Origin of the sequence: Parahaliea aestuarii (assembly GCF_008064635.1) — a bacterium.
In the GTDB taxonomy this organism is placed as follows: domain Bacteria; phylum Pseudomonadota; class Gammaproteobacteria; order Pseudomonadales; family Halieaceae; genus Parahaliea; species Parahaliea aestuarii.
The window spans coordinates 81,212-103,661 of the sequence record NZ_VRYZ01000007.1; the positions used below are offsets into that span (position 1 = coordinate 81,212).

At 63.5% G+C, this 22,450-nt stretch carries 21 protein-coding genes; 8 read left to right on the plus strand and 13 right to left on the minus strand.

The window, feature by feature from the left end:
• Positions 1-14: 14 nt before the first annotated feature.
• Both FVW59_RS15350 and soxR read right to left on the minus strand, forming a co-directional pair.
• Positions 15-1,121, minus strand: a complete 1,107-nt coding sequence (locus tag FVW59_RS15350; RefSeq protein ID WP_148065247.1) for a PQQ-dependent sugar dehydrogenase — start codon at positions 1,119-1,121, stop codon at positions 15-17.
• Positions 1,122-1,217: 96 nt separating this feature from the next.
• Complete coding sequence (soxR, locus tag FVW59_RS15355) at positions 1,218-1,661, minus strand: redox-sensitive transcriptional activator SoxR (protein WP_148065248.1); 444 nt, start codon at positions 1,659-1,661, stop codon at positions 1,218-1,220.
• Positions 1,662-1,889: 228 nt separating this feature from the next.
• Between soxR and FVW59_RS15360 the strand changes: the two genes are divergently transcribed.
• The 4 genes from FVW59_RS15360 to holA all read left to right on the plus strand — a co-directional run bounded on the left by FVW59_RS15360 (position 1,890) and on the right by holA (position 6,711).
• Positions 1,890-2,312: a VOC family protein gene (locus tag FVW59_RS15360; protein ID WP_148065249.1), complete on the plus strand. Its 423-nt coding sequence runs from the start codon at positions 1,890-1,892 to the stop codon at positions 2,310-2,312.
• A gap of 319 nt (positions 2,313-2,631) precedes the next feature.
• A complete protein-coding gene (gene leuS, locus FVW59_RS15365) occupies positions 2,632-5,097 on the plus strand; it encodes a leucine--tRNA ligase (protein WP_148065250.1) in 2,466 nt (821 codons plus the stop codon).
• 14 nt (positions 5,098-5,111) lie between these two features.
• Complete coding sequence (locus FVW59_RS15370) at positions 5,112-5,654, plus strand: LPS-assembly lipoprotein LptE (protein WP_148065251.1); 543 nt, start codon at positions 5,112-5,114, stop codon at positions 5,652-5,654.
• A gap of 7 nt (positions 5,655-5,661) precedes the next feature.
• Positions 5,662-6,711, plus strand: coding sequence for a DNA polymerase III subunit delta (gene holA / locus FVW59_RS15375; protein ID WP_148065252.1), 1,050 nt, complete (start codon positions 5,662-5,664; stop codon positions 6,709-6,711).
• A gap of 27 nt (positions 6,712-6,738) precedes the next feature.
• Here holA and FVW59_RS15380 read toward each other — a convergent pair whose 3' ends face one another.
• On the minus strand, positions 6,739-7,494 hold the full coding sequence (locus FVW59_RS15380; RefSeq protein WP_148065253.1) for a class I SAM-dependent methyltransferase: 756 nt from the start codon (positions 7,492-7,494) through the stop codon (positions 6,739-6,741).
• A gap of 178 nt (positions 7,495-7,672) precedes the next feature.
• On the opposite strand from FVW59_RS15380, the gene imuA reads away from it, so the two are divergent.
• Both imuA and FVW59_RS15390 read left to right on the plus strand, forming a co-directional pair.
• Positions 7,673-8,377 (plus strand): translesion DNA synthesis-associated protein ImuA, encoded by a 705-nt coding sequence (gene imuA, locus FVW59_RS15385; RefSeq protein ID WP_148065254.1) that lies wholly within the window; start codon positions 7,673-7,675, stop codon positions 8,375-8,377.
• A 61-nt stretch (positions 8,378-8,438) separates the two neighbouring features.
• Entirely contained in the window at positions 8,439-8,651 is a 213-nt protein-coding gene (locus FVW59_RS15390; protein WP_148065255.1) for a DUF2788 domain-containing protein, read from the plus strand.
• A gap of 79 nt (positions 8,652-8,730) precedes the next feature.
• Here the strand turns inward: FVW59_RS15390 and lysM are convergent, their stop codons facing one another.
• The gene (gene lysM, locus FVW59_RS15395) at positions 8,731-9,264 is read right to left on the minus strand and encodes a peptidoglycan-binding protein LysM (RefSeq protein ID WP_148065256.1); all 534 of its coding nucleotides are present in this window, start codon (positions 9,262-9,264) and stop codon (positions 8,731-8,733) included.
• Between the two features lie 118 nt (positions 9,265-9,382).
• Between lysM and FVW59_RS15400 the strand changes: the two genes are divergently transcribed.
• Positions 9,383-9,907, plus strand: coding sequence for a macro domain-containing protein (locus tag FVW59_RS15400; RefSeq protein WP_148065257.1), 525 nt, complete (start codon positions 9,383-9,385; stop codon positions 9,905-9,907).
• A 51-nt stretch (positions 9,908-9,958) separates the two neighbouring features.
• On the opposite strand, the gene FVW59_RS15405 is transcribed toward FVW59_RS15400, so the two are convergent.
• From FVW59_RS15405 to FVW59_RS15425, 5 genes are all read right to left on the minus strand, one after another.
• Positions 9,959-13,051 carry an efflux RND transporter permease subunit gene (locus tag FVW59_RS15405; protein ID WP_148065258.1) on the minus strand — a complete coding sequence of 1,031 codons (3,093 nt, stop codon included), beginning with the start codon at positions 13,049-13,051 and terminating at the stop codon, positions 9,959-9,961.
• Positions 13,048-14,112: an efflux RND transporter periplasmic adaptor subunit gene (locus FVW59_RS15410; RefSeq protein WP_148065259.1), complete on the minus strand. Its 1,065-nt coding sequence runs from the start codon at positions 14,110-14,112 to the stop codon at positions 13,048-13,050. The genes FVW59_RS15405 and FVW59_RS15410 overlap by 4 nt, the downstream gene beginning before the upstream one ends.
• A 79-nt stretch (positions 14,113-14,191) precedes the next feature.
• Positions 14,192-15,343 carry a pyridoxal phosphate-dependent aminotransferase gene (locus FVW59_RS15415; RefSeq protein WP_148065260.1) on the minus strand — a complete coding sequence of 384 codons (1,152 nt, stop codon included), beginning with the start codon at positions 15,341-15,343 and terminating at the stop codon, positions 14,192-14,194.
• 46 nt (positions 15,344-15,389) lie between these two features.
• Positions 15,390-16,193, minus strand: a complete 804-nt coding sequence (locus FVW59_RS15420) for a sulfite exporter TauE/SafE family protein (RefSeq protein ID WP_222711530.1) — start codon at positions 16,191-16,193, stop codon at positions 15,390-15,392.
• A 243-nt stretch (positions 16,194-16,436) separates the two neighbouring features.
• Entirely contained in the window at positions 16,437-18,320 is a 1,884-nt protein-coding gene (locus FVW59_RS15425) for a DUF885 domain-containing protein (RefSeq protein ID WP_246139755.1), read from the minus strand.
• Positions 18,321-18,764: 444 nt separating this feature from the next.
• Between FVW59_RS15425 and FVW59_RS15430 the strand changes: the two genes are divergently transcribed.
• Positions 18,765-19,100 (plus strand): hypothetical protein, encoded by a 336-nt coding sequence (locus FVW59_RS15430; RefSeq protein WP_148065262.1) that lies wholly within the window; start codon positions 18,765-18,767, stop codon positions 19,098-19,100.
• 10 nt (positions 19,101-19,110) lie between these two features.
• Here FVW59_RS15430 and chrA read toward each other — a convergent pair whose 3' ends face one another.
• From chrA to FVW59_RS15450, 4 genes are all read right to left on the minus strand, one after another.
• Positions 19,111-20,271: a chromate efflux transporter gene (gene chrA / locus FVW59_RS15435; protein ID WP_222711532.1), complete on the minus strand. Its 1,161-nt coding sequence runs from the start codon at positions 20,269-20,271 to the stop codon at positions 19,111-19,113.
• Positions 20,272-20,289: 18 nt separating this feature from the next.
• On the minus strand, positions 20,290-20,637 hold the full coding sequence (locus tag FVW59_RS15440) for a YidH family protein (RefSeq protein ID WP_148065263.1): 348 nt from the start codon (positions 20,635-20,637) through the stop codon (positions 20,290-20,292).
• Between the two features lie 9 nt (positions 20,638-20,646).
• Positions 20,647-21,564 (minus strand): 30S ribosomal protein S6--L-glutamate ligase, encoded by a 918-nt coding sequence (gene rimK, locus FVW59_RS15445; RefSeq protein ID WP_148065264.1) that lies wholly within the window; start codon positions 21,562-21,564, stop codon positions 20,647-20,649.
• A 183-nt stretch (positions 21,565-21,747) separates the two neighbouring features.
• Complete coding sequence (locus FVW59_RS15450; RefSeq protein WP_148065265.1) at positions 21,748-22,443, minus strand: aspartate/glutamate racemase family protein; 696 nt, start codon at positions 22,441-22,443, stop codon at positions 21,748-21,750.
• Between the last annotated feature and the right edge of the window lie 7 nt (positions 22,444-22,450).

Consider the following 22,450-nt stretch of genomic DNA (forward strand, 5'->3'; position numbering starts at 1 on the left):
TCCCCAGCGAACGGTTACTGGCCCCGGTAACTCACCCGATACACCACACCGGCATAGTCGTCCGACAGCAGCAGGCTGCCATCCACCAGCGGCAGTAGCGCCACGGGCCGCCCCCAGTAGGAATCGTCTTCGTCGTTATTCAGCCAACCGTCAATGAAAGGCCGGTAAGCGGTGACTTCATTGCCCTCCAGCACCGCCATCTTCACCTGGTAGCCTACTTTTTTGCTGCGGTTCCAGGAGCCGTGCTCAACGATGAACAGGTGGCGGTACGCCTCCGGAAAGGCTTCTCCTTCGTAGAAGTACATCCCCAGCGGTGCCACATGGGCTCCCAGCTTTGCCACCGGCGCCGTGTAATCGCCCGGGTCTTTACCTTCGCCATACTCCGGGTCGCGCACGTCACCGGCGTGAAAATAGGGGTAACCGAAGTGCTCGCCGGGGGTGCTCACCCGGTTCAGTTCACAATCGGGAATATCGTCACCCATCATGTCGCGGCCGTTGTCGGTGAACCACAGCTCCCCGGTCTGCGGGTGCCAGTCAAAGCCGACGCTGTTGCGTACCCCGCGGGCGTAGACTTGGTAATCACTGCCATCGGCGGCCACTCGCAGGATGGTCGCGAAGGGCTCCTCTTCGTCGCAGATATTGCAGGGCGCACCCACCGGCACATAGAGGTGGCCGTCAGGCCCGAAATCGATGTACTTCCAGCCGTGGTGCTCCTCGGTGGGCAGTCCATCCACGAAGATCGAGAACTCCAGATCAGCACCGGAAGCCAGCTGGCTCTCGATAGCCGGGTAGCGGCGAATCTGGCTTACCTCTGCCACGTAGAGATCCCCCTCGTGCACCGCCACGCCAGAGGGCCGCGCCAGCTCCGAGGCAATCACCCGCTTCGCATCGGGACGTCCATCGCCGTCACTGTCCTCGACGGCGTAGACGTCACCCGCCGCACGGGTACCGATAAACAGTGTCCCCGCGTCTCCCAGCGCCATCTGTCGGGCATTGGCGACATCGTCGACATAAACCTCGATGACAAAGCCCTCCGGCAGATTCAGTTTCTCCAGCGGCAGCTCTGCCGCGGCGGCGCAACCCGCCATAGCCATCGCCAACAATCCACTTACCCAGCGCATACCACTCTCCTCACTCGACTTTGTCGGGCTGACCACAGGGCCACGCCACCGACAAATGCGTCATTATAGCGACACACCGGCAGGCTGCGTCACGGATCAAGGGTCACGATCGAGAATCACCGGCCCACTGCGCTCTTCGCCGAGTACATCCTCCGGGTTGTAAAGCGGGCAGTTGTCCATCGACAGGCAGCCACAGCCTATGCAGCCGGTCAGCGAGTCACGCAGCTTTTCCAGTTTGCGAATGCGGCTGCTGAGGGCTTCGTGCCAGCCCTCCGACAGGGCCTGCCAGTGCCGGCGATTCGGCGCCTTGTGGCGCGGCAGACTGGCAAATGCCGCCTCGATCTCGGCCAGCGTGACCCCCAGCTGCTGGGCGGCCCGGATCACCGACACGCGACGGATGACGTCCTTGCCATAGCGCCGCTGATTGCCGGCATTGCGGCCGCTGAAGATCAGGCCCCTGCGCTCGTAGAAGTGCAGCGCCGATACACTTACACCGCAGCGCTTCGCCACCTGCCCGACGCTCAGTTCCTGCCTTTCCATCCCTCTATCAAACCCCGCGCTCATATGCCCGAAAAAACGCTTTACCTTAACTTTAGTTGAGGTTTTAGCATGGCCTCACGATGTCGACAAGGAGCACATCATGAAAGAGCAGAACAACAACCGTAGCGATATCCACACAGCCGGAGCGCCGCACCGCCATGGCCAGTGGTGGCGGCAGTACTGCCGCCTGCTCCGCAACACCATGTACCTCAAATAGGAGAGTCACCCATGCTCAGAATTGAACACCTCAACCTCGTCGTCCGGAACCTCCCCCGCAGCCTGGCTTTCTACAGTGCCGCCCTGCCCCACTGGCGGGTTCGCGGCGAAGGCGAACAGGACTGGTACGGTACCCACCGCCGCTGGCTGCATTTCGGCGACGACTACAACTACCTCACCCTGAACGACCACGGCCAGGGCGACAACCGGGATCTGCAGGGCAACACCGTGGGACTGGCCCACTTCGGCCTGGAGGTCAGCGACCTCGATGCGGTGGTCGCGCGACTGGCAAAGGTCGGTTACCAGAAGGCCAAGCCCGGCAGCGACGACCCACATCGCAAAAACGTATACTTCGTCGACCCGGATGGTTTCGAGGTGGAATTTGTCGAATACACCAGCGACCAGCCCGCAGAGCGCAACCTGTACCGCGAGTGATCGGCCGGCCAGTCACCGGCATCGCGGCGCCCGCCGATAACTGTTAGAATTTCGCGCTTGATTTTGCCCCTGCACCCGCCCGATACAGCGCTGCAGCCGGGCCCTTCCCCGGAGGCGTCGAAGCGGCTGTAGCCCTGCGCAACCGTCAGCGCCCTGGATGGGCGCTGCCGAGCCCCCATGGACGGGTTCACGGCGTGTTGCGCAGGGCTGCAGGCGGTTCGGCGCCGGACCAGATATCAGCAGCCAGGATTCCGACGCGGGACCCTGGCGAGTTAACCGCAGCTCATTGCCCAACGCGACCAGAGACTAAACGCCCACAATGGACCAGCACTACAACGCCCAAGCCATCGAACAGTCCACCCAGCAACACTGGCTCAAGGACAACAGCTTCGCCGTGCAACAGGACGACAGCCGCGAGAAATTCTACTGCCTCGCCATGTTCCCCTACCCCAGCGGCCAGCTGCACATGGGCCACGTCCGCAACTACACCATTGCCGACGTCATCGCCCGCTACCAGCGCATGCTGGGCAAAAATGTGCTGCAGCCCATGGGCTGGGACGCCTTCGGCCTGCCGGCGGAAAACGCCGCGATCAAAAACAACGTGCCGCCGGCCAAGTGGACGGCCCAGAACATCGACTACATGCGCGAACAGCTGCGCCGGCTGGGCTTTGCCTACGACTGGGACCGGGAAATCGCCACCTGCAATCCCGAGTACTACCGCTGGGAGCAGTGGTTCTTCACCAAGCTGTTCGACAAGGGCCTGGCCTACAAGAAAAAGGCCGAGGTGAACTGGTGCGAAACCGACCAGACCGTGCTGGCCAACGAGCAGGTGGTGGACGGTTGCTGCTGGCGCTGTGACAACCCGGTAGAACGCCGCGAGATCGACCAGTGGTTTATCAAGATCACCGACTACGCCCAGCAACTGCTGGACGACCTGGGCCAGCTCGACCAGTGGCCCGAACAGGTGCGCACCATGCAGCGCAACTGGATCGGCCGCTCCGAAGGCGTGAACCTGCGCTTCGGCCTGCCCGATGGCGGTGATGTCCAGGTCTACACAACCCGCCCCGACACCCTGATGGGCGCCACCTACATGGCGGTCGCGCCCCAGCACCCGCTGGCAAAGGAAGCCGCCGCGTCCAACCCTGCGCTGGCCCAGTTCATTCGCGAGCAGGGCAATGTAAAAGTCGCCGAAGCCGACATGGCCACCATGGAAAAGCTGGGCATGGATACCGGCCGCACGGCCATCCACCCCGTCACCGGGCAGGAAATACCGGTGTGGGTCGCCAATTTCGTGCTGATGAGCTATGGCTCAGGCGCCGTGATGTCGGTACCCGGCCACGACCAGCGCGACTTCGAATTCGCCAACAAATACGGCCTGCCCATCGAGCAGGTGGTGGACAAGCCCGGTGAGGAGTTCCAGTACGACCCGAGCACCTGGCAGGACTGGTACGCCGACAAGGAAGGCACCATCAGCATCAACTCCGGGCCCTTTGACGGTCTGGACTTCCAGGGCGCTTTCGACGCCATCGCCAACTACCTCGAGGAAAAGGGCAAGGGCGAGCGCACCGTCAACTTCCGCCTGCGCGACTGGGGCGTGTCGCGCCAGCGCTACTGGGGTGCCCCCATTCCGATCATCAACTGCGGCAGCTGCGGCGCTGTGCCGGTACCGGAAAAAGACCTGCCGGTGGTCCTGCCCACCGAGGTGGAATTCGAAGGGGTGGGCTCGCCGATCAAGAAAATGGCGTCCTTCATCGACACCACCTGCCCCAAGTGCGGCGGCCCGGCCGAACGCGAGACCGACACCTTCGACACCTTTATGGAGTCCTCCTGGTACTACGCCCGCTACGCCTGCGCCCGCAATGACAGTGTCATGCTGGATAGCGAGGCCGATTACTGGGCGCCGGTGGACCAGTACGTGGGCGGTATCGAGCACGCCATCCTGCACCTGCTGTACGCACGCTTTTACCACAAGCTGCTGCGGGACGAGGGCCTGGTCAATTCCGACGAGCCCTTCACCCGCCTGCTGACCCAGGGCATGGTGCTGAAGGACGGCGCCAAGATGTCCAAGTCCAAGGGCAACACCGTGGACCCGCAGGACCTGATCGACCGCTACGGCGCCGACACCGTGCGCCTGTTCAGCATGTTCGCGGCGCCGCCGGAACAGTCGCTGGAGTGGTCCGACTCCGGCGTGGAAGGCGCCAACCGCTTCCTCAAGCGCCTGTGGAAACTGGTGCAGGGGCATGTCGAGGGCGGCGCGGTGCAGCCCCTGGATGTAAACAGCCTGGGCGAGGCGGAAAAGGCCGCCCGCCGCAAGACCCACGAAACCATCGCCAAGGTCGGCGATGACTACGGCCGGCGCCAGACCTTCAACACCGCCATTGCCGCGGTCATGGAGCTGTGCAACGAACTGGGCAAACTCGACTCGGCCAGCCCCCAGGGCCGCGCCGTGCTGGACGAGGGCCTGCGCGCCGTGGTGCTGATGCTCAACCCCATCGTGCCCCATGTCTGCCACAGCCTGTGGCAGCAACTGGGCGGCAGTGGTGAACTGCTGGATGCGCCCTGGCCCCGGGTGGATGCATCCGCCCTGACCCGCGAAAGTATCGACATGGTGGTGCAGGTAAACGGCAAGGTGCGAGCGAAAATGTCCGTGGCCGCAGACGCCAGCAAAGACGCGGTAGAAGCCGACGCCCTGGCCCAGGACAACGTGCAGCGCTTCCTCGATGGCGTGACGGTGCGCAAGGTCATTGTGGTGCCCGGTAAATTGGTTAACATTGTGGCGAACTGATGCCGGAGACCCTGATGTCACTTTCGTTCCAGCGCCTTGCCCGCTTATCCTTCGCGCTTGCGCTTTGTGGCCTGCTGTCCGCCTGCGGCTTCCAGCTGCGCGGCAACAGCAGCGCCACCGCCCTGCCTGAGAGCTGGCGCAGCCTCTACCTGGACACCGGCAACCCCAACAGCGAATTCAGCCGCGAAGTCATGGCGCGTTTTTCCGCCAACGGCATCACCTGGGTGGAAGAGCGCGAGGAAGCCGCCTTCATCCTGCAACTGGGGCCGGAAAATTTCAGCCAGCGCAACCTGTCGCTCAACCGCGAGGCGCGGGCGGCGGAATTCGAACTGACCATGCAGACCCGGTTTGCCGTGCTGCAGCCGGACAATACCGCGGTCATCGAGCCGAGCGGCGCCTCCGTCGTCAAACAGATGGAAAACGACCCGCGCAATGTAGTGGGCAAGGCAGAGGAAATCCGCATTCTCAAAGGGGAAATGCGCACCGAACTGGCACAGCAAATCCTGCGCCGTATCGGCTTCTTCGCCGCCAACGCCGCCGCCCAGCAGGCGGGCTGATCGCAGCGTGCGGCTCTATCCCGAGAAACTCGCCGCCCACCTCAAGCAACAGTGCCTGCCGGTCTATCTGGTCAGCGGTGATGAAACCCTGCTGGTACAGGAGTGCGCCGACCAGGTGCGCGCCGCCGCCCGCGCCGCCGGCTGCACCGAACGCGAGCTGATCGAGGTCGCCGGCAAGGATTTCGACTGGCAGGTGCTACTGAACAGCGCTGCCGACATGTCGCTGTTCGGCGACCGCAAGCTGATCGAGCTGCGCATCCCCTCTGGCAAACCCGGCGCCGATGGCAGCAAGGCGATCTGCGAATACCTGGAGCGCAGCAGCGGCGACGACATCCTCCTGCTGGTGCTCGGCAAAATCGACAAATCTTCCCAGAACAGCAAGTGGTTCAAGGCCATCGATGCGGCCGGCGCCTGGCTGCAGGTGTGGGAGGTCAAAGCCCAGGAACTACCGCGCTGGCTGCAGCAGCGCATCGAGGGTGCCGGCATGACCGCGGACCGCGATGCCCTGCAACTGCTGGCAGACCGGGTGGAGGGCAATCTGCTGGCGGCGGTACAGGAAGTGGAAAAGCTGAAGCTGCTGGCCCCGGACAACCACATCAGCGCCGAAACCGTCACCAGCGCCGTGGCCGACAATGCCCGCTTCAACCTCTTCGCCATGGTGGACTGTGCCCTGCAGGGCGATGCCGCTGGCAGCCTGCGCATGCTGCACGGCCTGCGCGGCGAAGGCACCGACGCGACCGTGGCCCTGTGGGCCCTGGCGCGGGAGATCCGCAGCCTCTACGAGTTGCAGGCACAGTGCCAGCGCGGCCCTTCGCAACAGCAGGTGCTGCAGCAGGCAGTGAAGCAGCGCAAGCTGTGGCAGAACCGCCTGCCCATGGTGCAGAGCGCCCTTGGTCGCCACGATCTGGATGCGCTGGGCGAACTGCTGCAACTGGCGGCTGCCGTCGATGGCAGTATCAAAGGCTACGCCCGGGGCAATACCTGGAACCAGCTCGACAACCTGGTGACTGCTCTTTCGGGCACACGGACAGGCAGCCTGGCTGGCGCGGGCCGTTAGCGCAGTACCGGCAACTGCAGACTGTTTTCAATCTTCAGGCTTTTCGAACAGCAACACAAAACGATCCGTCTTGCCGCGAATCACCGGGTCGAATACCTGCAGGCTGCGATCATCTTGCGGGTTGCGCAGGACCTCGGTGCCACCGATATAGCTCAGGCCAGCAGCTTCTATGTCCCGCCTGGCGACACTCTCCTCGATACGGTGCAGCGTATGGGTCGCTTCCAGCCCGGCGCCTTTCCGTGCAGCGTGGTCAACGATCAAAAATCGCCCTCCCGGCTTCAGGGCCGCAACAATCTGCCCCATGAAATCTTCCCGGTCGATGGCCGGCCAGCCCTCTTCGCCATAGTAGAGGTCGTGGTAGGACATGACGATCAGTGCCGCGTCCAGAGTATTGACGCCCAGTCCCAATTGCTCTGCTTCGCTGTCCAGTCGCTCCACGCCCCGCACATCGCGCCCGTCGAAGCGAGTGGCGAGCGCCTCGGTGGCATATTCGAGATAGGGCGCATTATTCTGCAGATAGACTTTGCCGCCCGGCGCGACCACCCGCCCGATCAGCTCGCTGTAGTAACCGCCGCCGGCAAAAATATCAGCCACCACATCGCCCTCACGCAGCTGTAGCAGGGCGAGAATTTCACCGGGATGGTCGCGGGCGTCGCGCTCCCTATCCGCCGCTGGCCGCTCCGGGCTCGCCAGGGCATCGGCGACTGTCCCGGCTTGCGCCAGCTGCAGTCCAGCGACCAGTGCGGCCACCAGAACGATCAAACCCGCCGTAGACTTACCCATCACCGCCTCCTGTCAGGCACCGTGCAATCTCCAGTGTCGCCCCGGAGCACCTGTCGCTCAAGCCAACTGGTCGCAACCAGAGCTCTACTCACCCCGTTCCGGGCCTATTGCATTATCCCCGGCGGCCGACTACTGTATATCCATACAGTTAATCACAGTAGCCCGCGGGAGCACTGCCATGAATCCAGCCAACAACCCCTTTGAACAGGTTATGCGCCACCGCGACACCTGGCGCGGCCGCACCTCTGATTTCAGCGCCATGACCGGCTCGGCCAACAGCGAACGGCACCATCCGGCGGGCCTGCCCACCGGCTACACCGGGCTCGACGCCGCCCTGGTGCACGAAGGCTGGCCGCCCGGCACCTGCATCGAAGTCCTCAGCGACAGCTGCGGCATGGGCGCCATGGGCCTGTTCCTGCCGGCGATGGAGACTCTCACTGCCCAGGGGCGCTGGCAGGCCTTTATCGCCCCGCCCTTCACCCCCTACGCCCCGTTGCTGAAGGCCCGTGGCGTCGACACTGGCCAGGTGCTGCTCATTCACCCCACCAGCCGCGAGCAGCAGCTTCGCAGTATCGAAAAGGCCCTGCGCAGCACCCACTGCAGCGCGGTATTCAGCTGGCTGGGGGCCGCTGATTATCCCTGCGACGAGTTGCGCAGGCTGGAACGGGCCGCCGCTGACAGCGACACACTGGCGGTGTTGTTCCGCGCTACCAGTGCCGCCTACAGCCCCTCACCCGCCGGCCTGCGGCTGCAGATAAGCGATTACCGCAAGGTGCGTATCCTGCAGCAGCTGGGTGGCAGTCAGTGGGGTGATATCTGTCTGTCAGCCGATGACGACATGCCCCAGCAGCCACAGCTGTGGGACCTGCCTGCTGCACTTTGACAGTGCCCTGCCCGCCCCCGACAATCCTCCGGCACAGGCCGAAAAGGACGGAACGGGCAGGATGAAATTCGATGAATGGCTGAGCGACTGGGGCGTCACACTCGGCGTAGGCGCCCTTATCCTGTTGATGATCTTTATCGTCTGGGATCTCGCCCGCCGCAGCAATGCCGGCAGGTTCGGCACAATGATTCTCTATATCGGCCTGGCGATGGGGATTTTCGGCTTCCTGATCAAGGTAGTGATCACCTACATGATGGAGCGGGCCGGGGTTTAGGTGAGGGTCTAGGTGAGGGGCCAGGCGAAGGTCCATGACAGGGTATAGCCGGGGAAGCCCCGGCTGCATAAGGCGGTGTCTACAACGCCGGAATCCGCAAACTCTGCCCGGGATAGATTTTGTCCGGATCCTTGAGTATGGGCTCGTTGGCCTTGAAGATCACCATGTACTTGCCGGCATCACCGTAGTGGGCCTTGGCGATGGCGCCCAGGGTGTCGCCGGACTGCACGGTATAGAACGCCGACTCGCCGGCAGGGCTCGCCGCAGGTTCTGCGCCACTGGCCGTGGCTGCAGCGGGAGCGTCCACCGACAGCTGGCAATCCACCTGGGCAATACCGTGCTGGTTGCCGGCGCAGAGTACGATTTTCTCCAGTGCCTCCTGGCTGGGGGCGGACCCTCTGAGCGTGGCCTTGTCACCGCTGACACTGACCTCGACCTGCTCACCGTCGATATCAAGTTCAGCCACCATACGGCTGATATTCTGCTGGCGCAGTTCATTCATGCGCTCCGGGGATATTTCCACCGGCTTGTTGATGTCCGGATTGTCGGTGCTGCCCAGTACTTTCTCGGTCAGCTTTTCTCCGGCCTCACTCACAAAATCGAATAATCCCATGGTCCCATCCACTCCTGTCCTGAATAAACACAGCCACCGACGCTGGTGGCCTGCATCCACTATAGTCCAGGATGTCACCGGGCGTACCATCACAACACCGGAATGCAAGGAGAACAACATGAGGCGAATAGCCTTGATTCAGGGCGACATCACCGACGCCAGCGTGGACGCCATTGTAAACGCCGCCAACGAGGGCATGCTGGGTGGCGGCGGCGTGGACGGGGCGATCCATCGGGCCGCCGGGCCCGCTCTTCTGGCCGCATGCCGCGAGGTGGCCGCAGTCAACGGCGTGCGCTGCCCCACCGGCGAAGCGAGAATAACCGCGGCAGGGGCACTGGATGCGCGGTATGTTATCCACACTGTCGGCCCGCGTTACGGAATCGACCCGGCACCGGCTCAGCTGCTGGCCGATGCCTACCGGAGCACATACCGGCTGGCACTGGAAAATGACTGTGTCAGCCTCGCCGTACCCGCCATCTCCTGCGGCGTCTACGGCTACCCTCTGGAAGAAGCGGCGACAATCGCCGTGGGCGTCAGCCTGGAAGATGAGTTCCAGCCGCTGGCGATCACTTTCTACCTGTTCAACGCGGCGATCCACCGCATCTGGGAAGCCGAACTGCAGGCGGCAGAGGGCCGGGCCTGAGCAGCGACCGCAGCCCTGGCGATAGCAGCCGCGAGCACCGCCAGCCGCGTCTCAATGCCGGGCTTCCAGCGCCTGCATTTCCCGGGCGATCGCACCGGGCGAGCCGGTGCGCCGCGCCAGCAGGTTATAGAGCCCGGGCACCACGTAGAGGGTGAACAGGGTCGCGGTGGCCACGCCGAACAGAATCACCGCGCCCAGCACATTGCGGCTCGCAGAACCCGGCCCGGTCATCAGCAACAACGGCAGGGCGCCGACCAGGGTGGACACGGTGGTCATCAGCACCGGGCGCAGGCGCAGGCCACAGGCATCGACGATGGCTTCCCGGAACTCCCGGCCCTCATCGCGCAACTGGTTGATGAACTCCACCAGCAGAATCCCGTTCTTGGTGGCGATACCGATCAGCATCAACAGCCCGATCTGGCTGAAGATATTGAACGACTGCCCGGTGATTACCAGCCCGGCCAGGCCGCCGACAATGGCCAGCGGGACCGTCACCATAATGATGGTGGGGTGGACAAAACTCTCGAACTGGGCCGCCATGACCAGGAAGGTCACCAGCAGTGCCATGCCGAAGGTGGCGTAAATGGCCCCGGTGGACTCCTTGTAGTTCAGGGACTCGCCTTTGTAATCCACTTTGGCCGATACCGGCAGTTCGCTTCTTGCCACATTCTCGAGAAAGGCCAGCGCATCGCCCAGGGCGACACCCGGGGCGAGGCTCCCCTCAATGGTCACGGCGCGCATGCGGTTGTAGCGGTGCAGGGCGGGAATGCTGGCCACGCTCTCCAGCGACAGCAGATTGGCCAATTGCACCAGCTCCCCCTGGTCGCCGCGCACGAATACGTTGCGGATGTCGTCGGGGCTACTGCGCTGGGACGGCTCCAGCTGCACAATCACCGGGTATTCCTCGCCGCGGTCACTGAAGGTCGTGGCCTCCTGTTCCGCCATCAGGGCCTGCAGCGCTTCGCCCAGTTCCTGCGCACTTACCCCCAGGGCGGCGGCACGGGCCAGATCGGTTTTCACGTGCAGCTGCTGCTGGTTCTTGCGCAGGTCGCTGTCCAGACTGCCAAACAGGCCGCTGTCCCGCGCGGCATCGACAACGGTATCCCGCCAATCGGCCAGACTGTTGTAGTCCGGCCCCTGCAGCACAAATTCCACCGGCGTGCTGGCGCCGCGCTGACCCAGCCCCGCCGGCAGGAAGGTCATAATGGAAACACCCGGCAGGTCACGCCAGTAGCCCACCATATCGTTGCGCATGTCGAAGGCCGAGAAGTCCCGCTCGGTCGAGCTGACCAGCGACACACGGGCAAAGGCGGCATCGGGTGTGGTATCCCTGAAGGAGGGTGACACAAACAGCACCCGCGGAATGGTGCCATCCTTCTGGCGTTCCAGCAGCGGCGCCTGCATTTCGGCAATGATGTCGCGCATGGTATTGACGTTGGTCCCGGTATCCGCACGGATGGCCACCATGACCGAATCCTGGTCTTCCACCGGTACCTGTTCCAGTTGCAGTGAACCCGCCTCGTGCCAGGCGAGCAGTACCGCCAGCACCACCACGCCGACCATCAGCAGGGGATGGCGCAGGCTCCACTCGAGGCTGCGTCGATAGGACCTCGCCAGGGCATCCAGAAACCGCTCGGTCCCGCGGTGCAGCCAGGACTTGCGCTCCTTGGCCCGCATCAACTTGCTGCACAGCATGGGCACCAGGCTCAGGGCCAGCACCGACGAGGCGATCACGGAGACACTGATGGCCACCGCCAGCTCGGAAAACAGGCGCCCGGTCATGTCTTCCATGAAGACGATCGGCGAGAAAACAGCGAGGATAACGGCGGTGGTGGCGACCACGGCAAAACCCACCTGGCTGGCACCGCGGCTGGCGGCCAGCAGCGGCGGTTCACCCTCTTCGATGCGCCGGTGAATGTTCTCCAGCACCACAATGGCATCGTCCACCACCAGCCCGATGGCCAGCACCATGGCCAGCAGGGTGATCAGGTTGATGGAGTAACCAAAGGCCAGCAGGGCGATGCAGCCCGCCAGCAGCGACAGCGGAATACACACCACCGGCACCAGGGTGGCCCGGAACGCCCCCAGGAACAGGAAAATCACCAGGGCCACCAGGGCGGTGGTAATCAGGAGAGTCCAGTACACACCGCCGATGGCCGAGCGGATAAAGGCCGAGGCATCCCCGGAGGGGGTGATACCCATGCCCTCAGGCAAGTCCTGGCGAATGGCCTCGATCTCCCGGTGCACGGCGTCCAGCACTTCAACCGTGTTGGCATTGGACTGTTTCACCACCCCCAGGGCCATACTTTCCCGGCCGTTGGTGATGAACAGCCGGCGGGTATCTTCACTGCCCAGGGCAACCCGCGCCACTTCGCCCAGGCGCACCAGGTGGCCGTCTTCGCCGCGGGTGATGACCAGCTGCCGGAAGTCCTGCTCGCTGTGGTAGGCCCGCTGCAGGCGCAGCGGGAATTCCATCGCCGTGGATTCCACCAGACCGGCGGGCAGCTCGATATTCTCGCGCTGCAGCGCGTCCATTACATCGCCGATACTGAGCCGCCGGGCGTTCAGTTTGTGGCGGTCGATCCAGATGCGCATGGAGCGGGCGCCACCGCCGTAGGTATTGACCGAGGCCACCCCGTCGAGGGCGGCAAAGCGGTCGCGCAGGTAGCGCTCCGCGTAGTCCACCACCTCCACCTGCGGCAGGTTGCTGCTTTCAACGCTGATAAAGACGATCGGCGAGGCGTCGCTGTCCGCCTTGGACACTGTCGGGCTCTCTGCCTCCTCCGGCAGGCGTCCCAGGGCCCGCGACACCTTGTCGCGAACGTCGTTGGCGGCGGCATCGAGGTCGCGGGACAGATTGAATTCGATATTGATATTGGAGCGGCCATCGATGCTGCTGGAGCGGATGGCCCGCACCCCCTCGATACCGCCCAGCTCGTCCTCCAGCACCTGGGTAATGCGCGATTCCACCACGTCAGCCGCGGCGCCCCGGTAGGTGGTGCTGACCGACACCGCCGGGATCGTCACATCGGGATATTCGCGGGTGGAAAGCTGGGTGAAGGCCATCACGCCGAACACCGCCAGCAGCAGCGCCAGTACCGTGGCAAAGACCGGCCGCTGGACCGACAGATTGGAGAGCTTCACGGTGCGTTACCCAGTTCAACCTGCCCGGTGGCCTGCATCACTGCTACGGGAATACCGGGGCGCAGGTTGACCTGCCCGCGAATGACGACGGGCTGCCCTGATTCAATCCCCCCTTCGATCACCACACCGCCGCCCACCCGGCGCGCCACCTCCACCGGCACCCGCACCGCCAGATTGTCGGCGTCCACGCTGTAGACGTAACTCGACTGGCCATCCTGGATCAGGGTCTGCTCTGGCAGCACCAGGGCCGAGGTCTCCCCGGCCAGCAGGTCGACCGTCAACAGCATCCCCGGGCGCAGGCGACCGCTGGCGTTATCCAGCACTCCGCGCACGGTTACCGCCCGCGTGATGGGGTCCACCCGGGTACCGACACTGCGCACCGTGGCGACAAACACGTCCTCCGGCCAGGCCGGGCTGTAGGCCTCTACCCGGTCCCCTACCCCAATCCGTGACAGGTAGACTTCAGGGATGGTGAAATCCATCTTGAGGCGGCGGGTATCGTCCAGCTCTGTGACCACCGTGCCGGGCGTGATCAGCGCGCCGACACTCACCTGACGGAAGCCGAGCGTACCGGAAAACGGCGCGTGCAGGCGATGATCTGCCAGCGCGGCCCGGGCCTGGTCCAGGCGGGCCTCTTCGGCGGAGACATTGGCCCTGGCGATATCGAGGGCCGCGCGGGTGGAGATATCCGCTCCCAGCCGGCCCAGGCGTTCCAGATCCAGGGTCGCCTCGCGCAGGGAGGCCTCCACCTCGCGCACCCGGGCCGCGGGTTCGGTGGTATCCAGTTCCAGCAGCAGCTGCCCCTTCTCCACGGTGTCGCCATCGTCAAAATGCACGGCGCTCACTTTGCCGCTGGTCACCCGGGCGGTGAGCACAACGGACTCAAAGGCGCTGAGGGTGGCAACGGATTCGATACGGTCTTCGATGGTGGAGGGCTGCGCAGTCCACAGCTCAACCGGCACCGCACGCACCGTGCGCTCGGGGGCCGGCGCCGCAGATTTCTCACAACCAGCAACGGCAAGCAGGATCAGGCCCAGGGGCCAGAATTTTCGTAGATTCATGGGTTCGCAATCGGCAGCGGGAGCAACGCCGCTTGGACAGGCAACGGCCCCGAAAGTTCGTCAGAGTAAGTTACAGATATCAGGCCAGTGCATCGAGCACCCTGGGCAGGGCATCGACGTACATCTGGACGTCTTCCAGGCGGCCCATGCTAACACGCGACCAGTGCGTATAGTCGCGGTAGATACCGCGGATCATCACCTTGTGCTCCGCCATCGCCGCCCGGAACGCCTCAGCGTCGATAGTACCCAGATCAACGAACATGAAATTGGTCTGCGAGGGCAGTGCCGTCAGCCCGCTGGCCTTTATCGCTTCCCCGACCATGTCTCGCGCCTCGCGGATTCTGGCCCGCGACATATCCATGAAGGCGCGATCTTCATAGCTGGCAATCGCCGCCGCCAGACCGGCCTGGTTAAGGCCGTACCAGCCGATTCCGTAGCGCTCCATGGACGCAATGATGTCCGGCGGCGCAATCAGGTAGCCCACCCGCAGGCCGGCCATGCCGTAAATCTTGGAGAAGGTACGCGCCACGATGACCCGATGCCCCTGCCTGACCAGCGGGATCATGCTGTTCTGCTCCGGCATTTCGGTGAGTTCGTTGTAGGCTTCGTCGGCCAGCACCAGCGCTTTCTTCGAGGCCTTGATACAGAAATCACGCATCCTGGCCGGTTCCAGCAACAGGCCGGTGGGATTGTTGGGATTGGTCACCTGCACCATGGCGATGCCGTCGTCGATGGCTGCGTACATGGCGTCGAGGTCGATGCCCATATCGGCCGTTTTCGGCGTGCGCACAATCTCGCCCAGGGCCTGCTGCTCGATGGCCCGGGCGGTGGTGTCCCAGAACAGGTCAGGGCCGAGGATATTACCGCTCTGCCCGGCCATCACCGCCGCCGCCACCAGGCCGCCACTGGATCCCGAGCTGAGCGTGACGTACTCGGGGCTGAGGCCGTGGTACTCGGCGATCATGGTGCGCAACTTCAGCGCACTGTCATCGACATAGTAGGCCCCCTGGGCACTGGCCTCGGCCAGCGCCTTGAGCGCGGCAGGGCTCGGACCGTAGGGGTTTTCGTTGGCGTTGAGACGGGCGACGCCGGGCGGCGGCCCGTAGCGCACGCTGGGGCGCAGAGGCGAGGGCTTCGCGGTAGCCGCCCGGGCCAGCCCCACTCCGCTGGCCAGCGTGGCGGCGCCGGCAACGGCACCGAGAAACATTCTGCGATTCAGCGAGACTGACATGGCTTGCTCCCTATTCCCTGTTAGATTTCTAGCGTCATCAATGCGTTCAAGCCTTGGCGTACATCGCCATTGCAACCAGCACCAGGTAAACACCGAAAGCGCGCTTGAGCTGGCGCTCGTCCAGGCGGTGCGCCAGACGCGCACCGATGGGGGCTGTGACCAGCGAGCAGGCAGCCACCGCCAGTAACGCCGGGACGTTGATGTAGCCGATGGAACCCCGGGGCAGGTTTTCCGTTCCCAGCCCCAGCAGCATGAAGCCGATGGCGCCCGGTATCGCGATCAGCACCCCCACGCCAGAGGCCGTGGCCACGGCCTGGTGCACGGGCCGGTTGCACAGCACCATGGTCAATACCGTCGCGGTGCCGCCGCCAATACCGAGCAGGGAGGAAAATCCACCGAGGGCGCTGGCCAGCAGTGCCCGCCCTGGCCCCACGGGCATGGCCAGCTTGCCCTTGAAGCGCTGGAAGGCATCCGGAAACAGGAAGTACACCGAGTACAGCAGCACGCCGATGGCGAACACCAGAATCAGTTCGCTACCGTCGACCAACGAGGCCACCAGCAGGCCGCCCCCCACGCCCACCAGTAGCCACAGAGACCAGTCCCGCAGCAACTGAAAGTCGACTGCCCCGCGCCTGGCGTGAGCAGTCATGGCGCACGCAGAGGACACCACGATCGTGGCCAGCGATGTCCCCACGGCCACCAGCATCAGGTGGTCGGTCTGATCGGTCAGGAAGGGAAATACCGCCAGCAGGGCCGGCACCACGACAAACCCGCCGCCAACGCCGAACAGTCCGGCGGTCAGCCCCGCGACAATGCCTGCACCGGACAACAAAGCCAGAAACATCAGCATTTCGGAGCCCATTCCCTCATCCACCCGACACACGGCACGGTTTTGATCCTTCCTGCACTGATTTGGGCACGCAAAGCACGCAATTGGCCCGAAACTGTCGCTCCACCATTGCCACTGCAATTTTGATACCAGCGAGAGCCGGTCAGGAAAGGGAACGGCCTACCAAGGCCAAGGCAGGCGGGAGCCGCCTGCAGGAGAGGTACTAGTGGGCCGGCGCGCTACACGCGCGCCGGCCGGAGGTCATCAGGCCTTGCCACCCCGGGCAACGAGCGCATCGATCTTGCTCTCGAGAATAGACAGCGGCACCGGGCCGTCTTTCAGCACTTCGTCGTGGAAGGCGCGGATATCAAAATCCTCGCCCAGCGCTTGCCGTGCCTTTTCCCGCAGCTCCACGATCTTCAGCTTGCCGATCAGGTAGGCGGTGGCCTGCCCGGGCATGGCAATATAGCGCTCGATGGCCTTGGTGGAATCCCCCGCTGAGTTGGGTGTGTTCTCCAGCAGGTAGTCGATGGCCTGCTCGCGGGTCCAGCGCTTGCTGTGAATGCCGGTGTCCACTACCAGGCGACAGGCGCGCCACAGCTCCATGGCCAGACGGCCGAAGTCGGAGTACGGATCCTGGTAGAAGCCCATCTCTTTCGGCAGCTGCTCGGTGTACAGGCCCCAACCTTCGGTGTAGGCGGTAAAGCTGGCGTACTTCTGGAAGTCGGGAATACCGTCAAGCTCTACCGAGATAGCGCGCTGCATGTGGTGGCCCGGAATACCCTCGTGATAGGCCAGGGCCTCCATCTGGTACTTGGGCATGTCCATCATGTTGTAGAGGTTGGCGTAGTAGATGCCGGGACGTGAACCGTCGGCAGGCGGGCCATTGTAGAAGGCCTTGCCCGCGGACTGTTCGCGGAAGGGCTCGACTCGCTTTACCACCAGCTCCGCTTCGGGAATCAGGCCGAACTGCTCCGGGATGTGCTCGCGCATCACGTCGATCAGGCGCGTAGCCTCTGCCAGGTACTCCGCGCGCCCCTCGTCGGTGTTGGGGTAGTAAAACTGTTTGTCAGTCCGCATGTACTCGAAAAAGTCGACCAGAGTGCCGTCGAAACCCACCGCATCCTTAATGGCATTCATTTCCTTGTGAATGCGCGCCACCTCCCGCAGGCCGATGTCGTGTACTTCGTCTGCGCTCAGGTCGGTGGTAGTAAACCAGCGCAGGCGTTCGGCGTAGAAGGCATCGCCGTTCTTGAACTTCCACACGCCGTCATCGCCTGAGGCCTTGGTCGCCTGTTTCTCGATCGCTGCGATGAGTTTTTCGTAGGCGGGTTTGACGACATCGACCAGTGCTGTTTTAGCCGCATCGAGCAGGCGCTGGCGCTCGTCGTCGCCGATCTCCAGTGCCGCAACCTTGGCCTGGAAGTCCGCCCACAGAGTTGAGTCCTCGGCGGATTCCTCGAACGGCACGCCGCTAATGACATTTTTCGAGGCCTGCAACATGGGCGGGTACTGCCAGTCCGCCAGTAGCAGGTTCTGTTGTTCGCGAATGGCCATCTGTTCGATGACCTCGTCAAACCAGGTGCCGACATTGCTCAGGCGGCCGATGTAATCCTCGGCATCCTTCACGCTCTTTACGGTGTGAATATTGATCAGGTTGCTGGCCACCTGGGTATGGGGGCCACGGAACTGCTGAATTACAAACTTGTGATGGCGGAAGTTGTCACTGTCGATCTGGCGCTCCAGATCCAGTTTGTAAAGATCGTAGGACAGTTGCTCGGAGGGGCTCAGGGCGGCGCGGTCGAAGCCGCTGATCTGTTCCAGCCGCGCCTCGAGGATGGCTCTCTCCTCCTCGTAGTATTCCTCGGAGTCCGGGTCCCACTGGTCATTGTTGAGCTTGATGCCGCGGTAACTGGCGCTCATCGGGTGGCGGGCCATGTCCACCGCGTAGTTCTCATCCAGGAAGGTGCGGAAGGCGGCACTGACATCGGCATCAGCGCTGGTCGGAGCCGGCCCGGCATCCGCCACGGATGCTGCCTGGGTCGCTTGCGGGGCCTCGGCCCCTGCCTTTTCTTCCTCTTTGGAACAGGCGCTCAGCAGCAGGGCACCCATCCCCGCCACGGCCACAGCTTGGGCTAGTTTTCTCAAAACGGATCCTCTCGTCGTATACATCGTCTTACACAGTGGGGAATATCGAATATTGCAGGACATGTCCGGCAAAGTTGGGGGCATCATCCCCCAGCGGGCAGCTGATTTCCAGTTTGGAGGGCGCTGCGCCAGGCATGGGAATTGTCCCGAACTCCACTCCCCCGTTGACCCGCGCAACGCCCGCCAGTAGCCACGACGGCCCTCAAGGCGAGTCGAAGAAGAATATAACCTCATGATTTTAAAATGTTTTTACCAATACAAAAGGTCATACACGATAAATATGAAATTATTATGACAACTGCATGACAGTGATAGATGCACCGCGAAAGACCGCCGTATGATGATTCTCGACACGGCGGGAAGCTGTCCTGCCACAACAACAATGCGCCGCGAGGCGCCGATACCAGCCGTTACCAAAACGGCGGCTCTGGAGGTACACACACGATGAAAACATTGACCAAGCTAGTCGCCCTGTCAGTCCTGCCCCTGCTCACAGCAGGCGCCTGGGCGGAAGTCACACAGGACTGCATCGTTGAAGGCACAGTGAACAAACAGAAAGCCCGCGAAACCGGCAAGGATGTCTACGTCAGTTTCCACTCCGCCAGCCGCGCCAGCGACGACGCCAGCTGCCAGCTCAACCGCCGGGGCAGCCGGGTGGTCTTCAAGGAGCCGCGCAACGCACTGATCGAAAACGCCCCGGACGGCGCCACCGTCCAGTACCGCTACACCGAACTGAATCACCAGCAGGGTGAGTGGACGCTGCTGAACGTTTCGCTGTAAACAAGCACGCTCAATACAGCAAAGCGCCCACCAAAGCGAAAGCAGCCACCAGCAGGAGCAGGGGCAGCCGCCAGAACCACAGCGCGGCGATACCAGCCAGCACCAGGCCGACATCGACTGCACTGTGGATGCTGGATTGCCACAGGGGCCGGTATAGCGCCGCCAGCAGCAGTCCAACCACCACGGCATTGACTCCGGCAACGGCCCCGGCCACACGCCGGCGCCTGGACAGGGTCGCCCAGCGCCCCTGCAAACCCAGCAGCAGCAGGAAACCAGGCAGGAAGATCCCCGCCACGGCCAGCAGGGCACCGGCAAGCGGCAGTTGCGGGTTCAGCAGTGCACCGAGGTAGGCAGACAGGGAAAACATGGGGCCCGGCACCGCCTGGGCGGCGGCATAACCGAGCAGAAAGTCATCGGCCGGGAGACTCCCCGCCAGCCCCTGCTGCAGTAGCGGCAGTACCACGTGGCCACCCCCGAAAACCAGGCTACCCGCCTGGAAGAAAGCGTTGAACAGGGTTGATAGCGGCTGGTCGGCGACCAGGGGCAGCAACAGGAACAGGGCGGCGAAACAGACCAGCGGCGGCCATTGCCAGCGCCCGTCCGCCGCTGTTCCTGCAGTTTCCTTACGCTCGCAAAGCAACCAGCCACCGACCGCAGCGCCACTCAGCAACACCAGGTACTGCGCCCACATCCGGCTCGACAGCAACAGCACGACGGTAGCCAGTAGCGCTAGCAACAGGGCAACTCGCCGCCGACAATACATGCGGCCCATCTGCCATACGGCATCGGCGACCACCACCACCGCGAGCAGCTTCATACCCTGGGCAACCCCCGCCAGGGGCCCTGCCATGACATCGGCGCCCCACACGGCCAGCAGGTACATCAACACCAGTGAGGGCAAGCTGAAACCGATGAATGCACACAGGGCACCCGCCAACCCGGCACGCTGCCGGCCGATGGCAAAGCCGAGCTGGCTGGATGCCGGCCCCGGTAGAAACTGGCACAAGGCGAGCAGATCGCCAAACTGCCGCTCGTCCAGCCATTGCAGGCGCTCGACAAAAGCGCGCCGAAAATAGCCGATGTGTGCGGCGGGGCCGCCAAAACTGACGCAACCCAGCAACAGAAAGCGCCACAGTACGGGCCAGGGTGAATGGCGTGTGCTCGAGCTCACGGCGGACTGAATCCCGGGTCAGACCAGCGCCACCACTGCGCTGATGACGATATTGAGGCCGATAGCCAGCAGCCCGGTAATGTAGAGCACCTTCGGTGCCGAGGGGGAAGGCAGTTCCTGCTCGCCCAGGCGGGCGATGGACAGGCGGGTCTGCCAGAAAGACACCATCGACATTCCCACCACCAGCAGACACATCCCGAGCAGGGCGCCCTCGGCCAGGAGCAGCGCATCGGAATCGATGGCGTCTTCTATCCCGAACTTCTTGATCAGGAAAGCCAGCGCCAAAATAGAAAGCTGGGTGCGCACCCAGGCCAGATAGGTGCGCTCAATGGCGTAGTAAACCCGCGGATCCTGCAGATAGGCCACGGGCCAGCCCTAGCCCCGACCCCTGGGCTTGTTGGGGCCGGCCTGGGAGTCCTTTTCGACGTAATCGATGATCTTGCTCGCCACATTGATGCCGGTGGCGGTCTCGATACCTTCCAGGCCGGGCGAAGAGTTCACCTCGATCACCAGCGGGCCGTGGGCCGAGCGCAGGATATCCACCCCCGCCAGGTCCAGCCCCATGACCTTGGCGGCGCGAATGGCGAGGCGTCGCTCTTCGGGCTGCAGTTTGATCACCTCGGCGGTGCCGCCGCGGTGCAGGTTGGAGCGGTACTCTCCCTTGCTCGCCTTGCGCTGCATGGCGGCGATCACTTTCTCTCCCACCACAAAACAGCGAATGTCGGAGCCGCCGGCCTCCTTGATGAATTCCTGCACCAGGAAGTCGGAACCGATCCCGCGGAAGGCGTTGATCAGCGCCTCGGCGGCTTTCTTGGTTTCCGCCAGCAGCACGCCGTTACCGTGGGTGCTGTTGGTCAGTTTGAGAATCAGGGGCGCACCGCCCACCGACTCTATCAGGTGATCCGTGGCCCGCGCCGAGTGCGCATAGGCAGTAACGGGCTGGCCGATCCCGCGCCGGGCCAGCAACTGGTGCGCCCGCAGCTTGTCGCGGGAGCGGGTGATGGCAATGGACTCATTGATCGAATAGGTGTGGCCCACCTCGAACTGGCGCAACACGGCGCAACCATAGGCGGTCACACTGGCACCGATGCGCGGGATCACAGCCTCAAAAGCCACCGGCTCCACCTGGTCGGCGGAGCGCTGGTAATACACCGTGGGATCGTTGGCAGTGATGTTCATATAGCACTTGAGCACGTCGATAACGCGCACTTCGTGCCCTCGCGTCTGGGCCTCTTCCACCAGACGCCGGGTGGAGTAGAGGTTCCGATTGCGGGAAAGAATACCTATTTTCATAAACCTGCCTGGTTGGTGAATGTGCAGCGGGTACCCGGGATCACCGGGACGCATTCCGCGCCGCCTCAAAACAGACTATAGGGGCCACTTTCAGAGAACGCAAAGCGGGCCCGTCAGCCGCTCGGGAAAGGCGGCGCATTATCCACGAATGGCCGCCACTGGCAATGAAAGTTCCAGCGGCGCTTAACTGGCCAAAGCAAAGTCCACTGCCATTGCGGCGTGGACTGCGGTCGTATCGAGCAGGCACACGGCGCTGTGCTCCTGCTGCACCAGCAGGCCGATCTCGGTACAGCCGAGCACCACGGCCTCGGCGCCGCGGGCGGCCAGTGTATCGATAATGCGCAGGTACTCGCCGCGTGAGGCATCGAGCACCTGCCCCTGGCACAGCTCCTCGTAAATAATACGGTGCACTACAGCGCGATCATCCGCCTCGGGCACCAGGGTCGAGATGCCAAAACCGCTGCTCAGGCGCTCGCGGTAGAAGTCCTGTTCCATGGTGAATGCCGTGCCGAGCAGGCCAATCTGGGTAACACCCTGCGCCGCCAGGGCTTTACCTGCGGCATCGGCGATATGCAGCAGGGGCAAATCCACTGCGGCCTCGATCTCCGGCGCCACCTTGTGCATGGTATTGGTACAGATCATCACGCAGTCCGCCCCGGCCGCGGCAACCCTGCCCGCGCCATCCACCAGCAGTGCCGTGGCGCCCGACCAGTCGTCCGCGCCCTGCAGGTCGGCCAGTTCCTGGAAATCGACGCTGTCGAGCACGATGCGCGCGGAATGCAGGCCACCCAGCGCCTTCTGCACTCCCTGGTTGATCAGGCGGTAATAGGTCTGGGTGCTCTCCCAGCTCATGCCCCCCAGCAGACCAATGGTCTTCATGAAAGTA

What these genes read in the sequence shown, in the direction of transcription:
- FVW59_RS15350 (WP_148065247.1), bottom strand. Translation starts at nt 1,121, where the DNA reads ATGCGCTGGGTAAGTGGATTGTTGGCGATGGCTATGGCGGGTTGCGCC.
- soxR (WP_148065248.1), bottom strand. Translation starts at nt 1,661, where the DNA reads ATGGAAAGGCAGGAACTGAGCGTCGGGCAGGTGGCGAAGCGCTGCGGT.
- FVW59_RS15360 (WP_148065249.1), top strand. Translation starts at nt 1,890, where the DNA reads ATGCTCAGAATTGAACACCTCAACCTCGTCGTCCGGAACCTCCCCCGC.
- leuS (WP_148065250.1), top strand. Translation starts at nt 2,632, where the DNA reads ATGGACCAGCACTACAACGCCCAAGCCATCGAACAGTCCACCCAGCAA.
- FVW59_RS15370 (WP_148065251.1), top strand. Translation starts at nt 5,112, where the DNA reads ATGTCACTTTCGTTCCAGCGCCTTGCCCGCTTATCCTTCGCGCTTGCG.
- FVW59_RS15380 (WP_148065253.1), bottom strand. Translation starts at nt 7,494, where the DNA reads ATGGGTAAGTCTACGGCGGGTTTGATCGTTCTGGTGGCCGCACTGGTC.
- imuA (WP_148065254.1), top strand. Translation starts at nt 7,673, where the DNA reads ATGAATCCAGCCAACAACCCCTTTGAACAGGTTATGCGCCACCGCGAC.
- FVW59_RS15390 (WP_148065255.1), top strand. Translation starts at nt 8,439, where the DNA reads ATGAAATTCGATGAATGGCTGAGCGACTGGGGCGTCACACTCGGCGTA.
- lysM (WP_148065256.1), bottom strand. Translation starts at nt 9,264, where the DNA reads ATGGGATTATTCGATTTTGTGAGTGAGGCCGGAGAAAAGCTGACCGAG.
- FVW59_RS15400 (WP_148065257.1), top strand. Translation starts at nt 9,383, where the DNA reads ATGAGGCGAATAGCCTTGATTCAGGGCGACATCACCGACGCCAGCGTG.
- FVW59_RS15410 (WP_148065259.1), bottom strand. Translation starts at nt 14,112, where the DNA reads ATGAATCTACGAAAATTCTGGCCCCTGGGCCTGATCCTGCTTGCCGTT.
- FVW59_RS15415 (WP_148065260.1), bottom strand. Translation starts at nt 15,343, where the DNA reads ATGTCAGTCTCGCTGAATCGCAGAATGTTTCTCGGTGCCGTTGCCGGC.
- FVW59_RS15420 (WP_222711530.1), bottom strand. Translation starts at nt 16,193, where the DNA reads ATGCTGATGTTTCTGGCTTTGTTGTCCGGTGCAGGCATTGTCGCGGGG.
- FVW59_RS15430 (WP_148065262.1), top strand. Translation starts at nt 18,765, where the DNA reads ATGAAAACATTGACCAAGCTAGTCGCCCTGTCAGTCCTGCCCCTGCTC.
- rimK (WP_148065264.1), bottom strand. Translation starts at nt 21,564, where the DNA reads ATGAAAATAGGTATTCTTTCCCGCAATCGGAACCTCTACTCCACCCGG.
- FVW59_RS15450 (WP_148065265.1), bottom strand. Translation starts at nt 22,443, where the DNA reads ATGAAGACCATTGGTCTGCTGGGGGGCATGAGCTGGGAGAGCACCCAG.